Raw genomic sequence first — 13,492 nt, 5'->3', positions numbered from 1 at the left:
GGGCGGTAATGTGATTGTTCAGGAATATATTCGTGAGGACGGTTCGAGCCCCTTCCGATCCTGGTTCGACGATCTTGATGCCCAGGCTTCTGCCAAGGTGGCAACGGCCATCGTCAGGCTGGAGCTGGGTAATCTGTCGAACGTCAAATGGATCGGGGGCGGTCTCGGGGAATATCGGATCGACTGGGGTCCGGGCTATCGGCTCTATCTCGCCCGAGATGGCAATGAACTCATCATCCTGTTCGTGGGCGGGACCAAGAAGCGGCAGCAGTCGGATATCCAGCGGGCCGAAATGTCGCTGAGCGAGTATAAGGCGCGCAAGGCGGCAGACCGGAAGGGCAGGGAATAACGAGATGGTTCTGACGCGCGATTTCAAGGAAACGGTGAAGGAACGCGCTACGCGCGACCCCGCCTTCGCCAAAGCCATGCTCGACGAAGCGGCGACCGCATTCCTCAACGGCGAACCCCACGTTGCGCGGCTGATCCTGCGCGATCTCGTCAATGCTTCGGTCGGTTTCGAGGAACTGGCGACCGAGACCAACCACCTCAGCAAGAGCCTTCACCGGATGCTGTCCGAGAAGGGCAACCCGAGCATGGACAATCTTGCGGCCATCTTCGGCGCCGTGAGCAAACGGTTAGGTGTTGCCTTCGAAGCCCATACTGTCGAGGCGGCGTAAGGCTTGAGGTCTCGAACGGGTGCCGAGCCCGATCCGTTGCTCAGCAGCAAGGATGGGCCGGCCTCCGGCAAAGCTTGGTGCATGACAGGAAACCCACGCTTGACCGTCGCGGTGTGCGGTCTCCATGGCACAGGCCGAAGCATCCATCAGAGCCCCGGTTCGCGTAACGCGGCTTTAGCTTTTCTGGTGCTATGGGACCGGAGTGGACAATGTCAGCGACCTCATCCGCGTCCGTACCGCGTTTGCTGATGGACGGTTATCGGGCTTGGATCTCGGCGAGAAGGAGACGGCCTGTCCCTTTCCCAAAACCGAACCCCAGCTGCGTGGCGCCTGGATGGATGGCTTTATGATAGGCCGGGTGGAGCGCCAGATTCGTCAGGGCGGGAGCGGGGCGGCCCATTAACTCAAGATCGGCGCAATCGGGAGTGTCGCTCCGCAGCCCGCCTCGACCGGTGGCAGGTTCCTAGCGAGGACACCAAGCACGTTCCGCGGTTCCAAACGCCTGATTGGGAGAACGTGGAAAGCACGCCGGGTACAAATGGCGGCCTTTCACGAACTGGCCAAACCCATGACCGCCAACACTTCGATATTGCCTCCTAGGTCCGGGACTGCCGCTCCGGACGTCATCCAAAGGCCAAGGCTTGAACGATTTCAGCGGTAGGTACCGCCCAGCGCACCGGTAAGACCTTGGACAACAATTCCCCGTCTAGGAACTCGCGCCAATCCCCGCGCTCATCCTGCTCGACCAGCCACGTTTTGCCGTCCGCATCCTGCACCACGGGCCGCAAGGTCGCCTCTGGGGAATAGCGGTCCATCGGCCACCAATCGAGTTGGCCTAGGTCGAACGCAGGCCACTCGACGGTCACCATGCCGCCGTCGTCAATCTGTTCGCTCATGCGACTTCCTCCTGCGCGGCCATCCACGCCAACTCTGCATCGTCGACCTGCTCGAAGGCGTCGCCGTCCGCCCCAAGGGCCTGCAAGCGTTTCCGCACATCGTCCGGAGAGCCGTTCTTGGGGAATCCCCGATCGGCCGCAGCGGCTTTCGCTAGCTCCGCGATCCAATCGCGTCGCGCCTTCTGCTCGATCAGCCACCGCGCGAACGGCTCGGCCTGGACACCTTGTGCCACGGGCTCAGGGGGCGTCGGGGCGGGTTCGGGCGGCGTCGGGATTGGCCGAAGCTCCAATTGCTCGACAGGTTCGACCGGCACAACGGGAAGCCGCTTTACTCGGCCGCCAGCGCGCGGAAACTTGCCTTCAGGCAGCTCGGGTCCACTCGGCAATTCCAAGCGAAACTGAGCATTTGTTGCCGCGTCATAGCGCTTCGCAGCCGTAGCCATGAGCCAACTATCTTCCAACCTGCCCGTCCAGATGCAGGACGAGTTGACGCGGGTCAGGTTCAGCAATGCCCTCAAGGCCCTGCACGATCCTCGCGGCCATCGCGTCGGCGGCCCGTTCGCGGAGGCGCTCATCGCGCACCGAGAGACCTAAGCGAGCCCATGTAGGTGCTGTCAGGAGCATGGAGGCAATAGCGGGCGCGGTGAGTCGTTGCATGCCCGCATGAGAACACAAAGAGAACGAAATGACCAGATGTCTTGCACGCCTGCGCGCCGAACGGCTTGCCGACCAACGTGCACAGGCGAGCGGATCAATCATCTCAATTCGGAACTAACATAGCGTTAGTTCGGTGTACTGCCGATGCTGGAGACGAGCCATGCCTGAGCAGGCCGCGATACGACAGGAGATAGACCGGCTGCGCCGCCGGGCCGAGAGGCATCGCCGGGTCGCGCTCGACTTTGCGTCCATGGACGATGCATGGCTAGCTCAAGACGAGGCCAGTGCGATAGACCGCGAAGCGGATAAGCTAGAGGCGGACATGTTTAAATCTGAGGGTGTCAATGTATTGCGGTTCATGCGGCGGCCCTAAGTGCATAGGCTTTACTATTGAGACGATTTTTGATCGCGCGCGTCGATCTCCCGGAGCAGCTGGGCAATGTCCGGTCTAAAGCAGAATTGATCATCGTCCGGGGAATTTGTGTGCAAGGCGTGTCGGATGACATCGATCTGCAAGGTCTTTCGCTCCCGCAGTGTCGTTTCCTTGACAGTCATCGGTCACTCCTCGCCGACAGCGCTTTAGCCACCCGCGCTGGGCAGATTCTGCTCTCAGCCGATTATCTGCTTCCTGCTGCTTTTAATAAGTAACGAAAGGCGGACCGAAGGTTTCCCATACCGCTATTGTCTTCCGCTCTTCAGACCGGCCGATTAGAACGAGCTGAACGGGGAGATGCTTGGCCGTCACGACTGACAAGTCGAGCGGCAGATGGTGCAAGGCCGCCGAACGGATGCTCATGGTGAGAACCGGCACATCTCCGCAGAAGCAGTCATCCGCGCCAATGCCGTCGAACAACGCCCAAACTGCCCCGGGGTCGGAAGCTTATGTCACTCATCCAAGCCGCTATCGTGACAGCCGCGGTGCAATGAGGTGGGTCAGCATTGGCAACCCCGACACTCGGAACGCCATAAGCGGCCCACCTCAAGCATCACTCGAGGGCGGGTAGTCCGGGAAGCAACTTGTCCAACGTGATGGGAAACTCGCGCACACGGACCCCTGTCGCGTTGTAGACGGCGTTGGCGACCGCTGCTGCCGCGCCAGAAATGCCGAGTTCGCCGATGCCCTTTGCGTGGATCGGATTTGCGTGGATGTCGCGCTCTTGGAGGAAATGAACCTCGAGTTGCGGCACGTCCGCGTTCACCGGCACATGATACTCCGCCAGATCGCGGTTCACGATCTTGCCGTCACGAATGTCGTGATACAGCTCCTCCGTCAGGGCCGCACCGATGCCGAAGGTCATTCCGCCGAGGCACTGTGATCGCGCGGTCTTGGCATTGAGCACCCGGCCAGCGGCAAACACCCCGAGCATGCGGCGGACCCTGATCTCGCCGGTCACGACGTTCACACCCACTTCGACGAAATGCGCGCCGAAGGACGCCTGCGTCGTTTCCTTTTCCTGCTTGCCAGGTTTGATGTGGCCGATCGCTTCCAGGCCTTTGCCGGCAAGCTCGCCAATGGCTACGGATCTGTTGGCGCCGATCGCCATGCCGTCCTTCAGCGTAAGAACGTCTGCGGTCACACCCATGGCTTTCGCAAGGTCGTCCTTGAGCATCTCGCAAGCAAGGTAGACGGCCGAGCCCGACGAGCCCGCACCCCACGAGCCGCCTGAGCCGGCGGCCGGCGGCGCGTTCGTGTCGCCAAGTGCCAGGGTAATATGTGGGACGGGAATGCCGAGGATTTCCGAGGCGATCTGTGCGAGAATCGTATAGCTGCCCGTCCCGATGTCGGTCATCGCGGAGCACACCGTGGCCGATCCGTCAGGATGTATCTCAACCTTGGCCGAAGATTCCATCAGCATATTGCCGCGCACGGCCGCCGCCATGCCGATCCCGACAAGCCACTCTCCCTCGCGCCGCGCCCCAGGCTCACCACGCATATTCCAGCCAAACCGGCGCGCCCCCTCATCGAGGGCGGATGTGAGGCTGCGCGAGGAGAAGGGAACGCCTTTCTCCGGATCAGCCGAGGTATCATTGACTTTGCGAAGCGCGATCGGGTCCATGCGGAGCTTCTCCGCAAGCTCGTCCATGGCGCATTCGAGGCCGATCATACCGACTGCTTCGCCGGGGGCGCGCATCGAGCCGGAAAGGACATAGTTCACAGGGATCTGCAGATGGCTGATCAGGCGGTTCTCGCCGGCATAGATCATGTGCGTGCCGATGCCGACGGGCTCGAAATAGTCCTCGCCGGGCTGGTTCGAGACGTAGCTTTCCTGAGCGATTGCCGTGAGCCGACCGTCGGCATTTGCCGCGAGCCGAAGCCGCTGCTCGGTGTTGGAGCGGCGCACCGTGGCCTCGAAGACTTGCTGGCGGGCCATTACCGCCTTCACTGGCCGGCCGACCTGCTTCGCCGCGATCGCCGCTGCCACGCTCTCCGGCGCGATACCGAGCTTCGACCCGAAGCCGCCGCCGATGTAGCGCGAGATGATGCGGACTTTCCTGGCGGACAGGCCCAGCGATTTGGCGAGCTGTGATGCGTCCGAGGTTGGCATCTGGTAGGCACCATAGAGCGTCAGCGAACCGTCTTCCTCCCACACCGCCGTCGATGCATGGGGCTCCATCGCCGCTGAGTTCTGGCTCGGCGTCTTATAGGTCACGTCGATCGCAACGGGCGCTTGCGCCACTGCCTCACCGACATCGCCCTTTGCGAAACGGCCGGGCGTGGCGGCGTCCGGCGGCGTGTAGGCCTCGTCCCGGTTGGCCATCTGGTCGAAGACGCCTTGATCACGCTCGTATGTGACGGGAAGCTGCAACGCCGCGTCCCGGGCGGCTTCGTAGCTTTCTGCGACGACAATTGCGACGATCTCTCCAAAAAAGGTAATCTCCTGGACACCCTGCGTCGGCGCCTTGGTGTCTCCTCCCTGGCCCGCGACGCGGATGAAGCGGTCGAAATCCCAGACCACGTCAATGATGCCGGGGAGGGAGCGCACGGCGTCGGCGTCGATCGAGACGACTTTGCCGGCACCGATCCGCGCACTGACAAGAAAGCCGTAAGCGAGATTGTCGAACTCGTATTCGGCCGCATAAGTGGCCGCGCCTGAAACCTTCTTCGGGCCATCGATGCGGTCGAAAGGCCGGCTTATCGCACCCTGCACGCCAGTATCGAGCAGGCTGAACGGGTGGGGCTTGTCCATGGTCAAGCTGTTGGTGGTACCGAGGCCGAACATGCTCATGCTCCCGTCAGATCACGCAAGACCGCGATCAGAGTGCGGCGTGCCAAGGGTATTTTGAAGTCGTTGGAGCCATGTCCTTTGGCATCAGCGACGAGGGCGTCAGCGGCGGCGGCAAAGGCCTCCATATTAGGGACCTGTCCGATCAACGCAGCCTCGACGGCAGGGTCACGCCACGGCATGGGCCCCAGACCACCGAACGCGAGCGATACGTTTGCAATCCTGCCATCCTCCATCCCGACGATGCCGGCGACAGAGACGAGCGCGAACGCGTAGGAGGCGCGGTCGCGGACTTTGCGATACGACTGTCTGCCGCTCATGGGCTTCGGCAGGGCGATGTGCGTGATGAGTTCGCCTCGCTCGAGCACTGTCTCGATGTGCGGGGTATCGCCGGGCAGGCGGTAGAAATTGTGGATTGGAATCCGACGACGGTCGCCATCAGCTCTCAGCGTGACGACGGTCGCGTTCAGGGCGCGCATCGCCACCGCCATGTCGCTTGGATGCGTAGCGATGCAATGTTCGCTCGTGCCGAGCACAGCGAGGATACGGTTGGTACCGCCGATGGCATCGCACCCACTCCCCGGCGAGCGCTTGTTACATCGGGAGGCGAGGTTGTAGAAATAGTAGCATCGCGTTCGCTGCAGCAGATTGCCGCCGGTCGAGGCCTTGTTGCGCAGCTGACCGGAAGCGCCAGCCAGCAATGCGCGGCTCAGGACTTCGTACTTCTCAATGATGCGCGGATCTGCAGCGAGATCACTGTTTCGAACCATCGCACCGATAAGCAGGCCGCCGTCTCCCGAGTCCTCGATGCTTGCAAGATCCAGCCTGCTGATGTCGACCAGCTTGCCCGGAGTTTCGACCTGCAGCTTCATCAGGTCGAGCAGATTGGTGCCACCGGCGATGAAGGAGGCTTGATCTGTATCGATGTCGCGGATGGCCGCTTCAGGCGTATCCGCTTTCTCGTAGGTGAAGGTCTTCATGCCATCACCTCCTTGATCATCGCGGCGTCCTTCTCATCAGCCGTTCGGTCCTCCGGCGCCGCCTGAGCGACTTCGCGGATCGCATCGACGATGTTGGGATAGGCGGCGCAGCGACAGAGGTTGCCGCTCATACGCTCGGAGATTTCGGCGTCGTCAAACAAAGGGGCAGCCAGATCTGAGGATACATGACTGGGCCAGCCCTTGGCGACCTCGTCGAGCATACCGACGGCAGAGCAGATCTGGCCCGGTGTGCAGTAACCGCACTGATATCCATCATGACGCACGAACGCTTCCTGCAACGGATGCAGGTCGCCAATCTGCCCGAGGCCTTCGATCGTCGTGATCTCGTCGTCCTGGTGCATTACCGCCAGGGTAAGACAGCTGTTAACCCGCCGGCCGTCGATCAGCACGGTGCACGCTCCGCACTGGCCGTGGTCGCAGCCTTTCTTGGCACCGGTCAGGCCGAGATGCTCCCGGCAAAGGTCTAGGATCGATGTGCGAATGTCGACATCGGCCACGTAGGTCTGACCGTTGATCTTGAAATGCATGGCGCGTCCCTCGGTTCGTCAAACGAGAACGCCGCATGTCGCCTCCTGTTCAAACCGCCGGCGTGAGCCGCGGAAATATCCTGGCTATGCTCCCTTTCTTATGCGCCGCAAGGGACCGTCGAGCGTTGAGAACCCGATGAACACACTAGCATCTGATCGAGAGGCGTTGCGTCCCCCGCTCGTCGACAGCTTCGGTCGCCGCATCACTTACCTTCGCTTGTCGGTGACGGACCGATGTGACCTGCGCTGCCGCTACTGCATGAGCGAGGTGATGACGTTTCTGCCCCGCAGTGAGCTGCTGACGATCGAGGAGCTTGGGGTCATCGCCGATGCCTTCGTCGCCCGTGGCGTCAAGCGGATCCGCCTCACTGGGGGCGAGCCTCTCGTCCGGCGGGGGATTAACGACCTCGCTCTTCACATTGGGCGCCAATTAGGTGGAGGGACGCTTGACGAACTCACCCTGACGACGAACGCGACCCGGCTGGCGGAGCACGCTGACCTTTTGGCTGAGGCGGGCGTGCGTCGGGTCAACGTCAGTCTCGACAGTCTGGATGCCGATCGCTTCCGCCTCATCACTCGCACCGGGGAGCTCGACAAGGTTTTGGGGGGAATCGCGGGCGCCAAAGCGGCGGGCCTGACCATCAAGATCAACATGGTCGCTCTTAAAGGTCTGAATGAGAACGAAATCGAGCCAATGATCCGCTGGTGCGGGGATCAGGGCTTCGATCTGACGCTGATCGAGACTATGCCGCTCGGTGTTGTCGACGAAGATCGGACGGATCGATACCTCCCGCTCGACGGCGTCCGCGCGCGCCTGGCGGAGCGGTTCACGCTTGAGACGATCGCGGATCGAACGGGCGGGCCGGCGCGCTACGTAAGGGTCCGGGAGACGGGTACTCGCCTCGGACTAATCACTCCACTCACAAACAACTTCTGTGATGGCTGCAATCGCGTCCGGTTGACCGCGTCTGGGCGACTTTACATGTGTTTGGGACATGATGATCGGATCGACCTGAAGGCGGTCCTACGGAGTGGTGGCAGGAGGGCCGTTGATGCAGCGTTGGACCGCGCGTTGCTGTCGAAGCCCGAACGTCACATGTTCCGCATAGGAGGCCGTGGCGCGGCTCCGGCCTTAGGGCGGCACATGAGCGTTACTGGCGGTTGAGAGCTTACGCTGGCCGAGCTCAACAGCGTCAGCACCCGCCGCGTCCCGCAGTAATAGGCTCCTATCGAGCGGCCCCCGTTGTAAGACGGTCGCGAACGAGCTGCGGGCTCGTCGTGGCGAGGGGTTGGTTCCTAGCTGTTCGACGGGCAGTCGTCATCGCGCCCAGCCTTCACGCGCCGGTTCGAGCCCCTCAAGGAATCTTGCCGCACTGGCGCGATAGGCTGCGCGAGCCTCAGGCCGCATCCGGTCCCAGTTGGCGTACATCTGCACCATGCGTCGGTTGCGACGAAACCGGCGCTCATGACGCGCGAGGAAATCCCAATAAAGAGCGTTGAATGGGCAGGCTTCGAGTCCGGTCTTCTGCTTCACGTCATAGCGACACCGACCGCAATGATCCGACATGCGATTGATATACGCGCCGCCGCCCGCATAGGGCTTGGTCGCCAGCCGTCCGCCATCGGCATGCTGGCTCATGCCGATCACATTGGGCAACTCGACCCAATCATAGGCATCGGCATAGACGACCAGGAACCAGTCAGCGAGATCTTGTGGCCGCACGCCGGCGAGCATCGCGAAATTGCCCAGCACCATCAGTCGCTGGATGTGATGAGCATAGCCATAATCGCGCGTGTTGCGTACCGCCTCCGCCATGCACAACATGTCCGTTTCGCCGGTCCAGTAGAACTCAGGCAACGGACGGGTCGCCTCAAGCGCATTCGCGTCGGCGACCTCCGGCATTTCCATCCAATAATAGCCGCGGACATATTCCCGCCAGCCGATAACTTGGCGGATGAAGCCTTCCGCCGCATTGAGCGGCACTTCACCGGCCGCGTAAGCGTCGGCGGCGGCCTGTGCCACTTCCAATGGAGTGAGCAGGCCAAGGTTCAAGGCCGGGCTAAGCCAACTGTGATAAAGCCAATCCTGGCCCGTCACCATCGCGTCTTGATAGGTCCCGAAGTCGGGAAGTGCGGTACGGACGAAATGCCTCAGCGCGCGGTGCGCCTGCCCGGCAGTGACAGGTAACGCGAACTTTTCCAGCCGCCCGAAATGTTCGGCAAAGCGCTCCGCGACCATCGCCAGTACGTCGCGGGTCGTTTCATCCGGCTCGAAGTGCATCGGTTCGGGATAATTGAGCCCATGCTTGGGACGCGCGCGGTTCTCCTTATCCAGGTTCCACTGCCCGCCCTCGGGCTTGCCATCGACCGTCATCAGCAGCCCGGTCTTTCGGCGCATCTCGCGGTAGAAGAATTCCATCATCAAATCGTTGCGTGCCTGCGCCCAAGTCTGAAACTCAAGAATGCCACACACGAAGCGAGTATCGGGAAGCACCTCTACCGGCACGCCGAAGCGGTTCGACCATTCATCGATCATCGTCTTCACGCGCCACTCGCCGGGCTCGACAATGCGGATCAGGGAGGGACCATGCCGTTGGACCGCTCGCCCAACTTCGCCCGTGAAGCTGCCGCAGTTACCGACATCGTCGAGCCGGATATAATCCACGCTCCATCCGTCACCACGCAGCTCTTCGGCGAAATGCCGCATCGCCGAGAGGATCAGCGCAATCTTGCGTTTGTGATGACGAACGTATGTCGTCTCATCCGCCACTTCCATAAACAGCACTACCGCGCCGGTCTTTTCGACGTCATTTAGCGAGGCGAGACTATGCGAGAGCTGGTCGCCCAAGACTGGGATGAGGATGGTCATATGCCAGCTCCAACGTCCAGCGCGATCCGCGGATGCGTACCTGTCTAAAAGCCTCGTTTGTGTCACCCACCGTTGGGACTCCTAGCCATGCATCCTCTCGATCTGGATTCGATTCCGTCCGAGCAGGAAACCGTATCGGGCTTCCCAAGGCCTTCGATTGCCCAGCCTATCCACAACTATCTGCGGGCCGTACTTGTGGAGCAAACGATTGCGCAGACGCGACGCGGCGCTCGGACGATCGAGACCAGCCACCCGCCGACCTATTATTTCCCATTCCAGGATATTGCCCTCGATGCGCGGCGCCCTGCGACAGGATTCTCCTTCTGCGCGTGGAAGGGATCGGCAATCTGTTATGATGCGATCAGCGAAGACCTGTGCCGTACAAGAGAAGCATGGAGTTGTCCCACGTTGCCGTTCGAGATCATTCGGGATCACATTGCCTTCTATACCGCTGCGCCAAACGCGTGTTTGGTGGATGACGAAGCGGTCGTGCCACGGCCGGGAGGTCTCTACGGCGGCTGGATTACGGTCGCCGTATCAGGCCCTTTCAAAGGTGATCTTGGGAGCCGTTTTCGGTGAGCGGGCCGACGGCGGTGGTCATCGGAGCCAGCGGCGGCATCGGCTATGCCCTTGTCGAGCAGTTGGCGTCATCGAGCCGATACGCGCAAATCCATGCGCTGTCGCGAAGTCCGCGAATCGAAAACGCGCGTGCCCTCGGCGGCTTTATCGATGTTACCGACGAGGAGAGCGTGTCCCGCGCCGCAGAGGCGATCCGCGGTCCGATCGATTTGCTGATCGTTGCCACTGGCATCCTGCACGAGGGCGACCACAAGCCTGAAAGGTCGCTTCAAAACCTGTCGGGTGCGGCAATGACACGGCTTTTTGCGGTAAACACCATCGGGCCGGCCTTGGTCCTCAAGCATTTTGCCTCGCTGCTCGCTAAGGATCGGCGTGCGAGCGTAGCGGTGCTGAGCGCGCGGGTCGGCAGCATTTCAGACAATCGCAGCGGCGGCTGGTATAGCTATCGCGCATCCAAGGCGGCACTAAATATGATCGTCCGATCGGCCGCCATCGAGATCGGCCGATCTCGGCCAGAGGCGATTTGCGTAGCCCTCCATCCAGGAACGGTGGACACGCCGCTTAGTGGACCATTCCAGCGGGGGGTGCCGCCCGAAAAGCTCTTCACTCCGTGGCGCGCCGCCCGCCAATTGCTGGACGTGATAGACGGACTCGGTCCCAGCGAGTCCGGTGGGATGTTTGCCTGGGATGGAAGCCGGATCGGCTACTGACAGTGCCGGAAGGGCACCGGCTAACGTCCGATCGCTGCCCTACCGCATCGTGAGCCCTCCACTGCGGTATCTGTCGTAGCCTTCCAACGAATATAGAGCGCTGCAGCATGGCTAATCCTTCCGAACAGGGGGGGCGTCACGGTAGGCTTCGATCATTGAACGGACGTCGACGCGCGCTTTGAGCCGCGCGCACAGCAACGCGGTCCCGCTGATCTTGCGCTGGACGAACAGCGTGTCGACAGGAGGCAGGTGCCAGGTGGCGCGATCCTCGGCCATCACTGTCGCCTGCTCCTTCAGCACGGATACGAAGGCGCGGTCTCCAAAATCGAAGACTCCGGGGCGGTTGAGTTCGGCGAGGATCACCTCAACCATCCTGTCCACGACTGCACGGTGGCGGGTTGCCGCCGTCGCACCAAGGAAGCCAGCGTGGATAGCGGCATCGCGCACGGCGTCTTTGTCTCCACTGAGGCCGGCCATCAGCAATCGGTGATAGCCCGCCTGCGTCTCCGGCTGGATGGCGCGCGCGGCGCCAAAGTCGAGCAGAACGAGCCGTTCCGCTTCGGCCTGCCAGCGATAGTTCGCGAAGTTGGGATCGGTTTGCATGTAGCCCCAAGCGAACAGCTCACGTAGCACCAGAGCGACAAGCGCTCTCGCCGCGCGATCACGCTGCTCTTGCGATCGTTCCTCCAACGCCTCGATCCGCTCACCGGCTACAAACTCCATGGCGAGCACCTTGGACGTGCTGAAGTTTGGCTCAGCTCTCGGAACGACATAGGCCGGATCGTCGCCGATCAGCGAGCGATAGCGCTCCAGCATAGCGAGTTCACGGACATAATCGGCCTCTTCGTGCAGCTGCCGCTTCGCTTCGAACAGCAGCGGGGCGATATCGAGTTCGCGCGGAAGGAGGTGTGAGATTCTCAGCAAAGTCGCGACATTGTTGACGTCGGCATCAATGCTGGCGGCGACGCCGGGATATTGGACCTTGATTGCGAGCAAACGGCCGTCGGGCAGCTCGGCGCGATGGACCTGCCCGATTGAGGCGGCTGCGATCGGATGCGCCTGAAAGCTTTTGAATCGGCGGCGCCAATCCCGGCCCCATTCCGCAATGAGCACCTTGTCGAGCTGGGGCGGCGGCATGTGATGGGCGTTGTCCCGCAGCCGCGCGAGGATCTTCGAGAGCTCAGCCGGCAACATGTCGCCGGCATCCATCGAGATCATCTGGCCGAGCTTCATCGCCGCACCGCGCAGATGAGAAAGCTGGTCCGCGACGCGGGCTGCGTTCGCTGGCGTGAGCAGCAAATCGCTCATTCGCGGGCGTTCGCCGGACGCGAGTTTGCGCGCGCCTTCGGCGAGCATGCCACCGGCAACCCCGCCGGCCAGACGGCCAAACGCGCTGAGCCGCGACCCGCGGCTCTTGGGCACGGACCGTGGGCGCCGATCATCCGCCATAGCGACCATCCTTTTTTGATACCCGGAGACGACATGATCCCGAGACGGTGACCGGACGGGTTTTCAAGAACTGTTCCTGGCCAGGAGGGCTTTCGTTTGGCTGAGCCGAACCGCTCGGACACGTAACGGACGGCTCGACGAGAAGATGCGACCTGACCGAAAAGAAGGGCGATGGTAGCGAGACCAGCCAGAAGTTAACGAAGGCTGCCAGCCCTCACAGGTTATCGAGCCAGCTCGGAAGCTGGGCGAAGTTGCACAGCGTGAAGGCGAAGAGCACATGTAGATCCCGCTGCTGTCATTCAGACAACGAGCGGCGGCCGGATCTCTGCTAAAGGAGGGCGGTCAGACCCCCTCGGAAATGAGACTCATAGCTGGACAGTTCCGCTAGCCGACGGGACCGTCGCAGCTGGCCGTCCGAAGCCAAAAGCGATGCCATCCCAAGGCGCGCGCTCTCTTTAAGCGGTACCAAACGTCTGGAACCTAATTGAGCGGGACGCCGCCGGTTGCAGGGCCCGTGCGTCGTATCCAATCCGACGCCCAAGGCATCTCGTTGACGATGCCTCTCAAGTCATCGATCAAACCATCGAGCGACCACGGCATCTGCGCCAAGTCCGGGCGAAGACAGCTTTCGAGTTCGCTTTCTTCAGCATAAGCCAGGCGCGGTTCCATCAGAGCGATCTGGCCAGCCATCCGAAACAAGGCTGCGATACGCTGGTCAACGTGACGGGTACGCGATTTCGATGGGTGTGATCCATGAGCATCGGGTGCGAGTTGAAGCCAGCCGCCTCTGGCGTGTCAGACGGTAAGCGCGGTGTTGTTTTAGTAAAACTGCACATGTTTGGGAAACTGGCTAGTCTGTACGGTGTTCTCTCGCTCGAGGAGCACAATCATGATCCAGGGCCT

The 13,492-nt window shown here is 61.6% G+C and carries 16 protein-coding genes; 7 read left to right on the top strand and 9 right to left on the bottom strand.

Going from position 1 to position 13,492, the window contains the following annotated elements:
• The first annotated feature begins 10 nt into the window (after positions 1 to 10).
• Entirely contained in the window at positions 11 to 349 is a 339-nt protein-coding gene (locus HL653_RS23630) for a type II toxin-antitoxin system RelE/ParE family toxin (protein ID WP_171746657.1), read from the top strand.
• A 4-nt stretch (positions 350 to 353) separates the two neighbouring features.
• Positions 354 to 677 carry a DNA-binding protein gene (locus HL653_RS23625; protein ID WP_171746656.1) on the top strand — a complete coding sequence of 108 codons (324 nt, stop codon included), beginning with the start codon at positions 354 to 356 and terminating at the stop codon, positions 675 to 677.
• A gap of 623 nt (positions 678 to 1,300) precedes the next feature.
• On the opposite strand, the gene HL653_RS23620 is transcribed toward HL653_RS23625, so the two are convergent.
• From HL653_RS23620 to HL653_RS24725, 3 genes are read right to left on the bottom strand one after another with little or no spacing between them, the layout of a single operon-like run.
• Positions 1,301 to 1,573, bottom strand: coding sequence for a hypothetical protein (locus HL653_RS23620; protein WP_171746655.1), 273 nt, complete (start codon positions 1,571 to 1,573; stop codon positions 1,301 to 1,303).
• The gene (locus HL653_RS24420; protein ID WP_253717373.1) at positions 1,570 to 2,082 is read right to left on the bottom strand and encodes a hypothetical protein; all 513 of its coding nucleotides are present in this window, start codon (positions 2,080 to 2,082) and stop codon (positions 1,570 to 1,572) included. Before HL653_RS24420 ends, HL653_RS23620 begins: the two co-directional genes overlap by 4 nt.
• A complete protein-coding gene (locus HL653_RS24725; RefSeq protein ID WP_367613616.1) occupies positions 2,024 to 2,197 on the bottom strand; it encodes a DUF6771 family protein in 174 nt (57 codons plus the stop codon). Before HL653_RS24725 ends, HL653_RS24420 begins: the two co-directional genes overlap by 59 nt.
• Before the next feature lie 193 nt (positions 2,198 to 2,390).
• Here HL653_RS24725 and HL653_RS23610 point away from each other — a divergent pair, with 193 nt between their 5' ends.
• The gene (locus HL653_RS23610) at positions 2,391 to 2,603 is read left to right on the top strand and encodes a hypothetical protein (RefSeq protein WP_171746654.1); all 213 of its coding nucleotides are present in this window, start codon (positions 2,391 to 2,393) and stop codon (positions 2,601 to 2,603) included.
• A gap of 29 nt (positions 2,604 to 2,632) precedes the next feature.
• A complete protein-coding gene (locus HL653_RS23605) occupies positions 2,633 to 2,878 on the top strand; it encodes a hypothetical protein (protein WP_171746653.1) in 246 nt (81 codons plus the stop codon).
• A 338-nt stretch (positions 2,879 to 3,216) separates the two neighbouring features.
• Here HL653_RS23605 and HL653_RS23600 read toward each other — a convergent pair whose 3' ends face one another.
• From HL653_RS23600 to HL653_RS23590, 3 genes are read right to left on the bottom strand one after another with little or no spacing between them, the layout of a single operon-like run.
• On the bottom strand, positions 3,217 to 5,451 hold the full coding sequence (locus HL653_RS23600) for a xanthine dehydrogenase family protein molybdopterin-binding subunit (RefSeq protein ID WP_253717371.1): 2,235 nt from the start codon (positions 5,449 to 5,451) through the stop codon (positions 3,217 to 3,219).
• Positions 5,452 to 5,453: 2 nt separating this feature from the next.
• Positions 5,454 to 6,434, bottom strand: a complete 981-nt coding sequence (locus HL653_RS23595) for a xanthine dehydrogenase family protein subunit M (protein ID WP_171746651.1) — start codon at positions 6,432 to 6,434, stop codon at positions 5,454 to 5,456.
• Positions 6,431 to 6,982: a 2Fe-2S iron-sulfur cluster-binding protein gene (locus tag HL653_RS23590; RefSeq protein ID WP_171746650.1), complete on the bottom strand. Its 552-nt coding sequence runs from the start codon at positions 6,980 to 6,982 to the stop codon at positions 6,431 to 6,433. The genes HL653_RS23595 and HL653_RS23590 overlap by 4 nt, the downstream gene beginning before the upstream one ends.
• A gap of 136 nt (positions 6,983 to 7,118) precedes the next feature.
• On the opposite strand from HL653_RS23590, the gene moaA reads away from it, so the two are divergent.
• Positions 7,119 to 8,147, top strand: coding sequence for a GTP 3',8-cyclase MoaA (gene moaA / locus HL653_RS23585; RefSeq protein ID WP_171746649.1), 1,029 nt, complete (start codon positions 7,119 to 7,121; stop codon positions 8,145 to 8,147).
• Positions 8,148 to 8,300: 153 nt separating this feature from the next.
• On the opposite strand, the gene HL653_RS23580 is transcribed toward moaA, so the two are convergent.
• On the bottom strand, positions 8,301 to 9,851 hold the full coding sequence (locus tag HL653_RS23580) for a cryptochrome/photolyase family protein (RefSeq protein WP_171746648.1): 1,551 nt from the start codon (positions 9,849 to 9,851) through the stop codon (positions 8,301 to 8,303).
• 87 nt (positions 9,852 to 9,938) lie between these two features.
• On the opposite strand from HL653_RS23580, the gene HL653_RS23575 reads away from it, so the two are divergent.
• The gene (locus HL653_RS23575) at positions 9,939 to 10,430 is read left to right on the top strand and encodes a DUF427 domain-containing protein (RefSeq protein WP_171746647.1); all 492 of its coding nucleotides are present in this window, start codon (positions 9,939 to 9,941) and stop codon (positions 10,428 to 10,430) included.
• The gene (locus HL653_RS23570; protein ID WP_171746646.1) at positions 10,427 to 11,140 is read left to right on the top strand and encodes an SDR family NAD(P)-dependent oxidoreductase; all 714 of its coding nucleotides are present in this window, start codon (positions 10,427 to 10,429) and stop codon (positions 11,138 to 11,140) included. Before HL653_RS23575 ends, HL653_RS23570 begins: the two co-directional genes overlap by 4 nt.
• Before the next feature lie 111 nt (positions 11,141 to 11,251).
• On the opposite strand, the gene HL653_RS23565 is transcribed toward HL653_RS23570, so the two are convergent.
• Both HL653_RS23565 and HL653_RS23560 read right to left on the bottom strand, forming a co-directional pair.
• Positions 11,252 to 12,589 (bottom strand): AarF/ABC1/UbiB kinase family protein, encoded by a 1,338-nt coding sequence (locus HL653_RS23565; RefSeq protein WP_171746645.1) that lies wholly within the window; start codon positions 12,587 to 12,589, stop codon positions 11,252 to 11,254.
• A gap of 480 nt (positions 12,590 to 13,069) precedes the next feature.
• On the bottom strand, positions 13,070 to 13,258 hold the full coding sequence (locus HL653_RS23560; RefSeq protein WP_171746644.1) for a hypothetical protein: 189 nt from the start codon (positions 13,256 to 13,258) through the stop codon (positions 13,070 to 13,072).
• Between the last annotated feature and the right edge of the window lie 234 nt (positions 13,259 to 13,492).

The organism is Sphingomonas sp. AP4-R1 (assembly GCF_013113735.1).
Taxonomy (GTDB): Bacteria; Pseudomonadota; Alphaproteobacteria; order Sphingomonadales; family Sphingomonadaceae; genus Sphingomonas_I.
The sequence above is the reverse complement of the archived record's forward strand: the minus strand, read 5'-3'. Positions and strand labels throughout refer to the sequence as shown.

Bases quoted from the DNA above. Each gene is read 5' to 3' on its own strand.
- HL653_RS23625 (WP_171746656.1), top strand. From the start codon at position 354: ATGGTTCTGACGCGCGATTTCAAGGAAACGGTGAAGGAACGCGCTACG.
- HL653_RS23620 (WP_171746655.1), bottom strand. From the start codon at position 1,573: ATGAGCGAACAGATTGACGACGGCGGCATGGTGACCGTCGAGTGGCCT.
- HL653_RS24725 (WP_367613616.1), bottom strand. From the start codon at position 2,197: ATGCTCCTGACAGCACCTACATGGGCTCGCTTAGGTCTCTCGGTGCGC.
- HL653_RS23610 (WP_171746654.1), top strand. From the start codon at position 2,391: ATGCCTGAGCAGGCCGCGATACGACAGGAGATAGACCGGCTGCGCCGC.
- HL653_RS23600 (WP_253717371.1), bottom strand. From the start codon at position 5,451: ATGTTCGGCCTCGGTACCACCAACAGCTTGACCATGGACAAGCCCCAC.
- HL653_RS23595 (WP_171746651.1), bottom strand. From the start codon at position 6,434: ATGAAGACCTTCACCTACGAGAAAGCGGATACGCCTGAAGCGGCCATC.
- HL653_RS23590 (WP_171746650.1), bottom strand. From the start codon at position 6,982: ATGCATTTCAAGATCAACGGTCAGACCTACGTGGCCGATGTCGACATT.
- moaA (WP_171746649.1), top strand. From the start codon at position 7,119: ATGAACACACTAGCATCTGATCGAGAGGCGTTGCGTCCCCCGCTCGTC.
- HL653_RS23580 (WP_171746648.1), bottom strand. From the start codon at position 9,851: ATGACCATCCTCATCCCAGTCTTGGGCGACCAGCTCTCGCATAGTCTC.
- HL653_RS23575 (WP_171746647.1), top strand. From the start codon at position 9,939: ATGCATCCTCTCGATCTGGATTCGATTCCGTCCGAGCAGGAAACCGTA.
- HL653_RS23565 (WP_171746645.1), bottom strand. From the start codon at position 12,589: ATGGCGGATGATCGGCGCCCACGGTCCGTGCCCAAGAGCCGCGGGTCG.
- HL653_RS23560 (WP_171746644.1), bottom strand. From the start codon at position 13,258: ATGGAACCGCGCCTGGCTTATGCTGAAGAAAGCGAACTCGAAAGCTGT.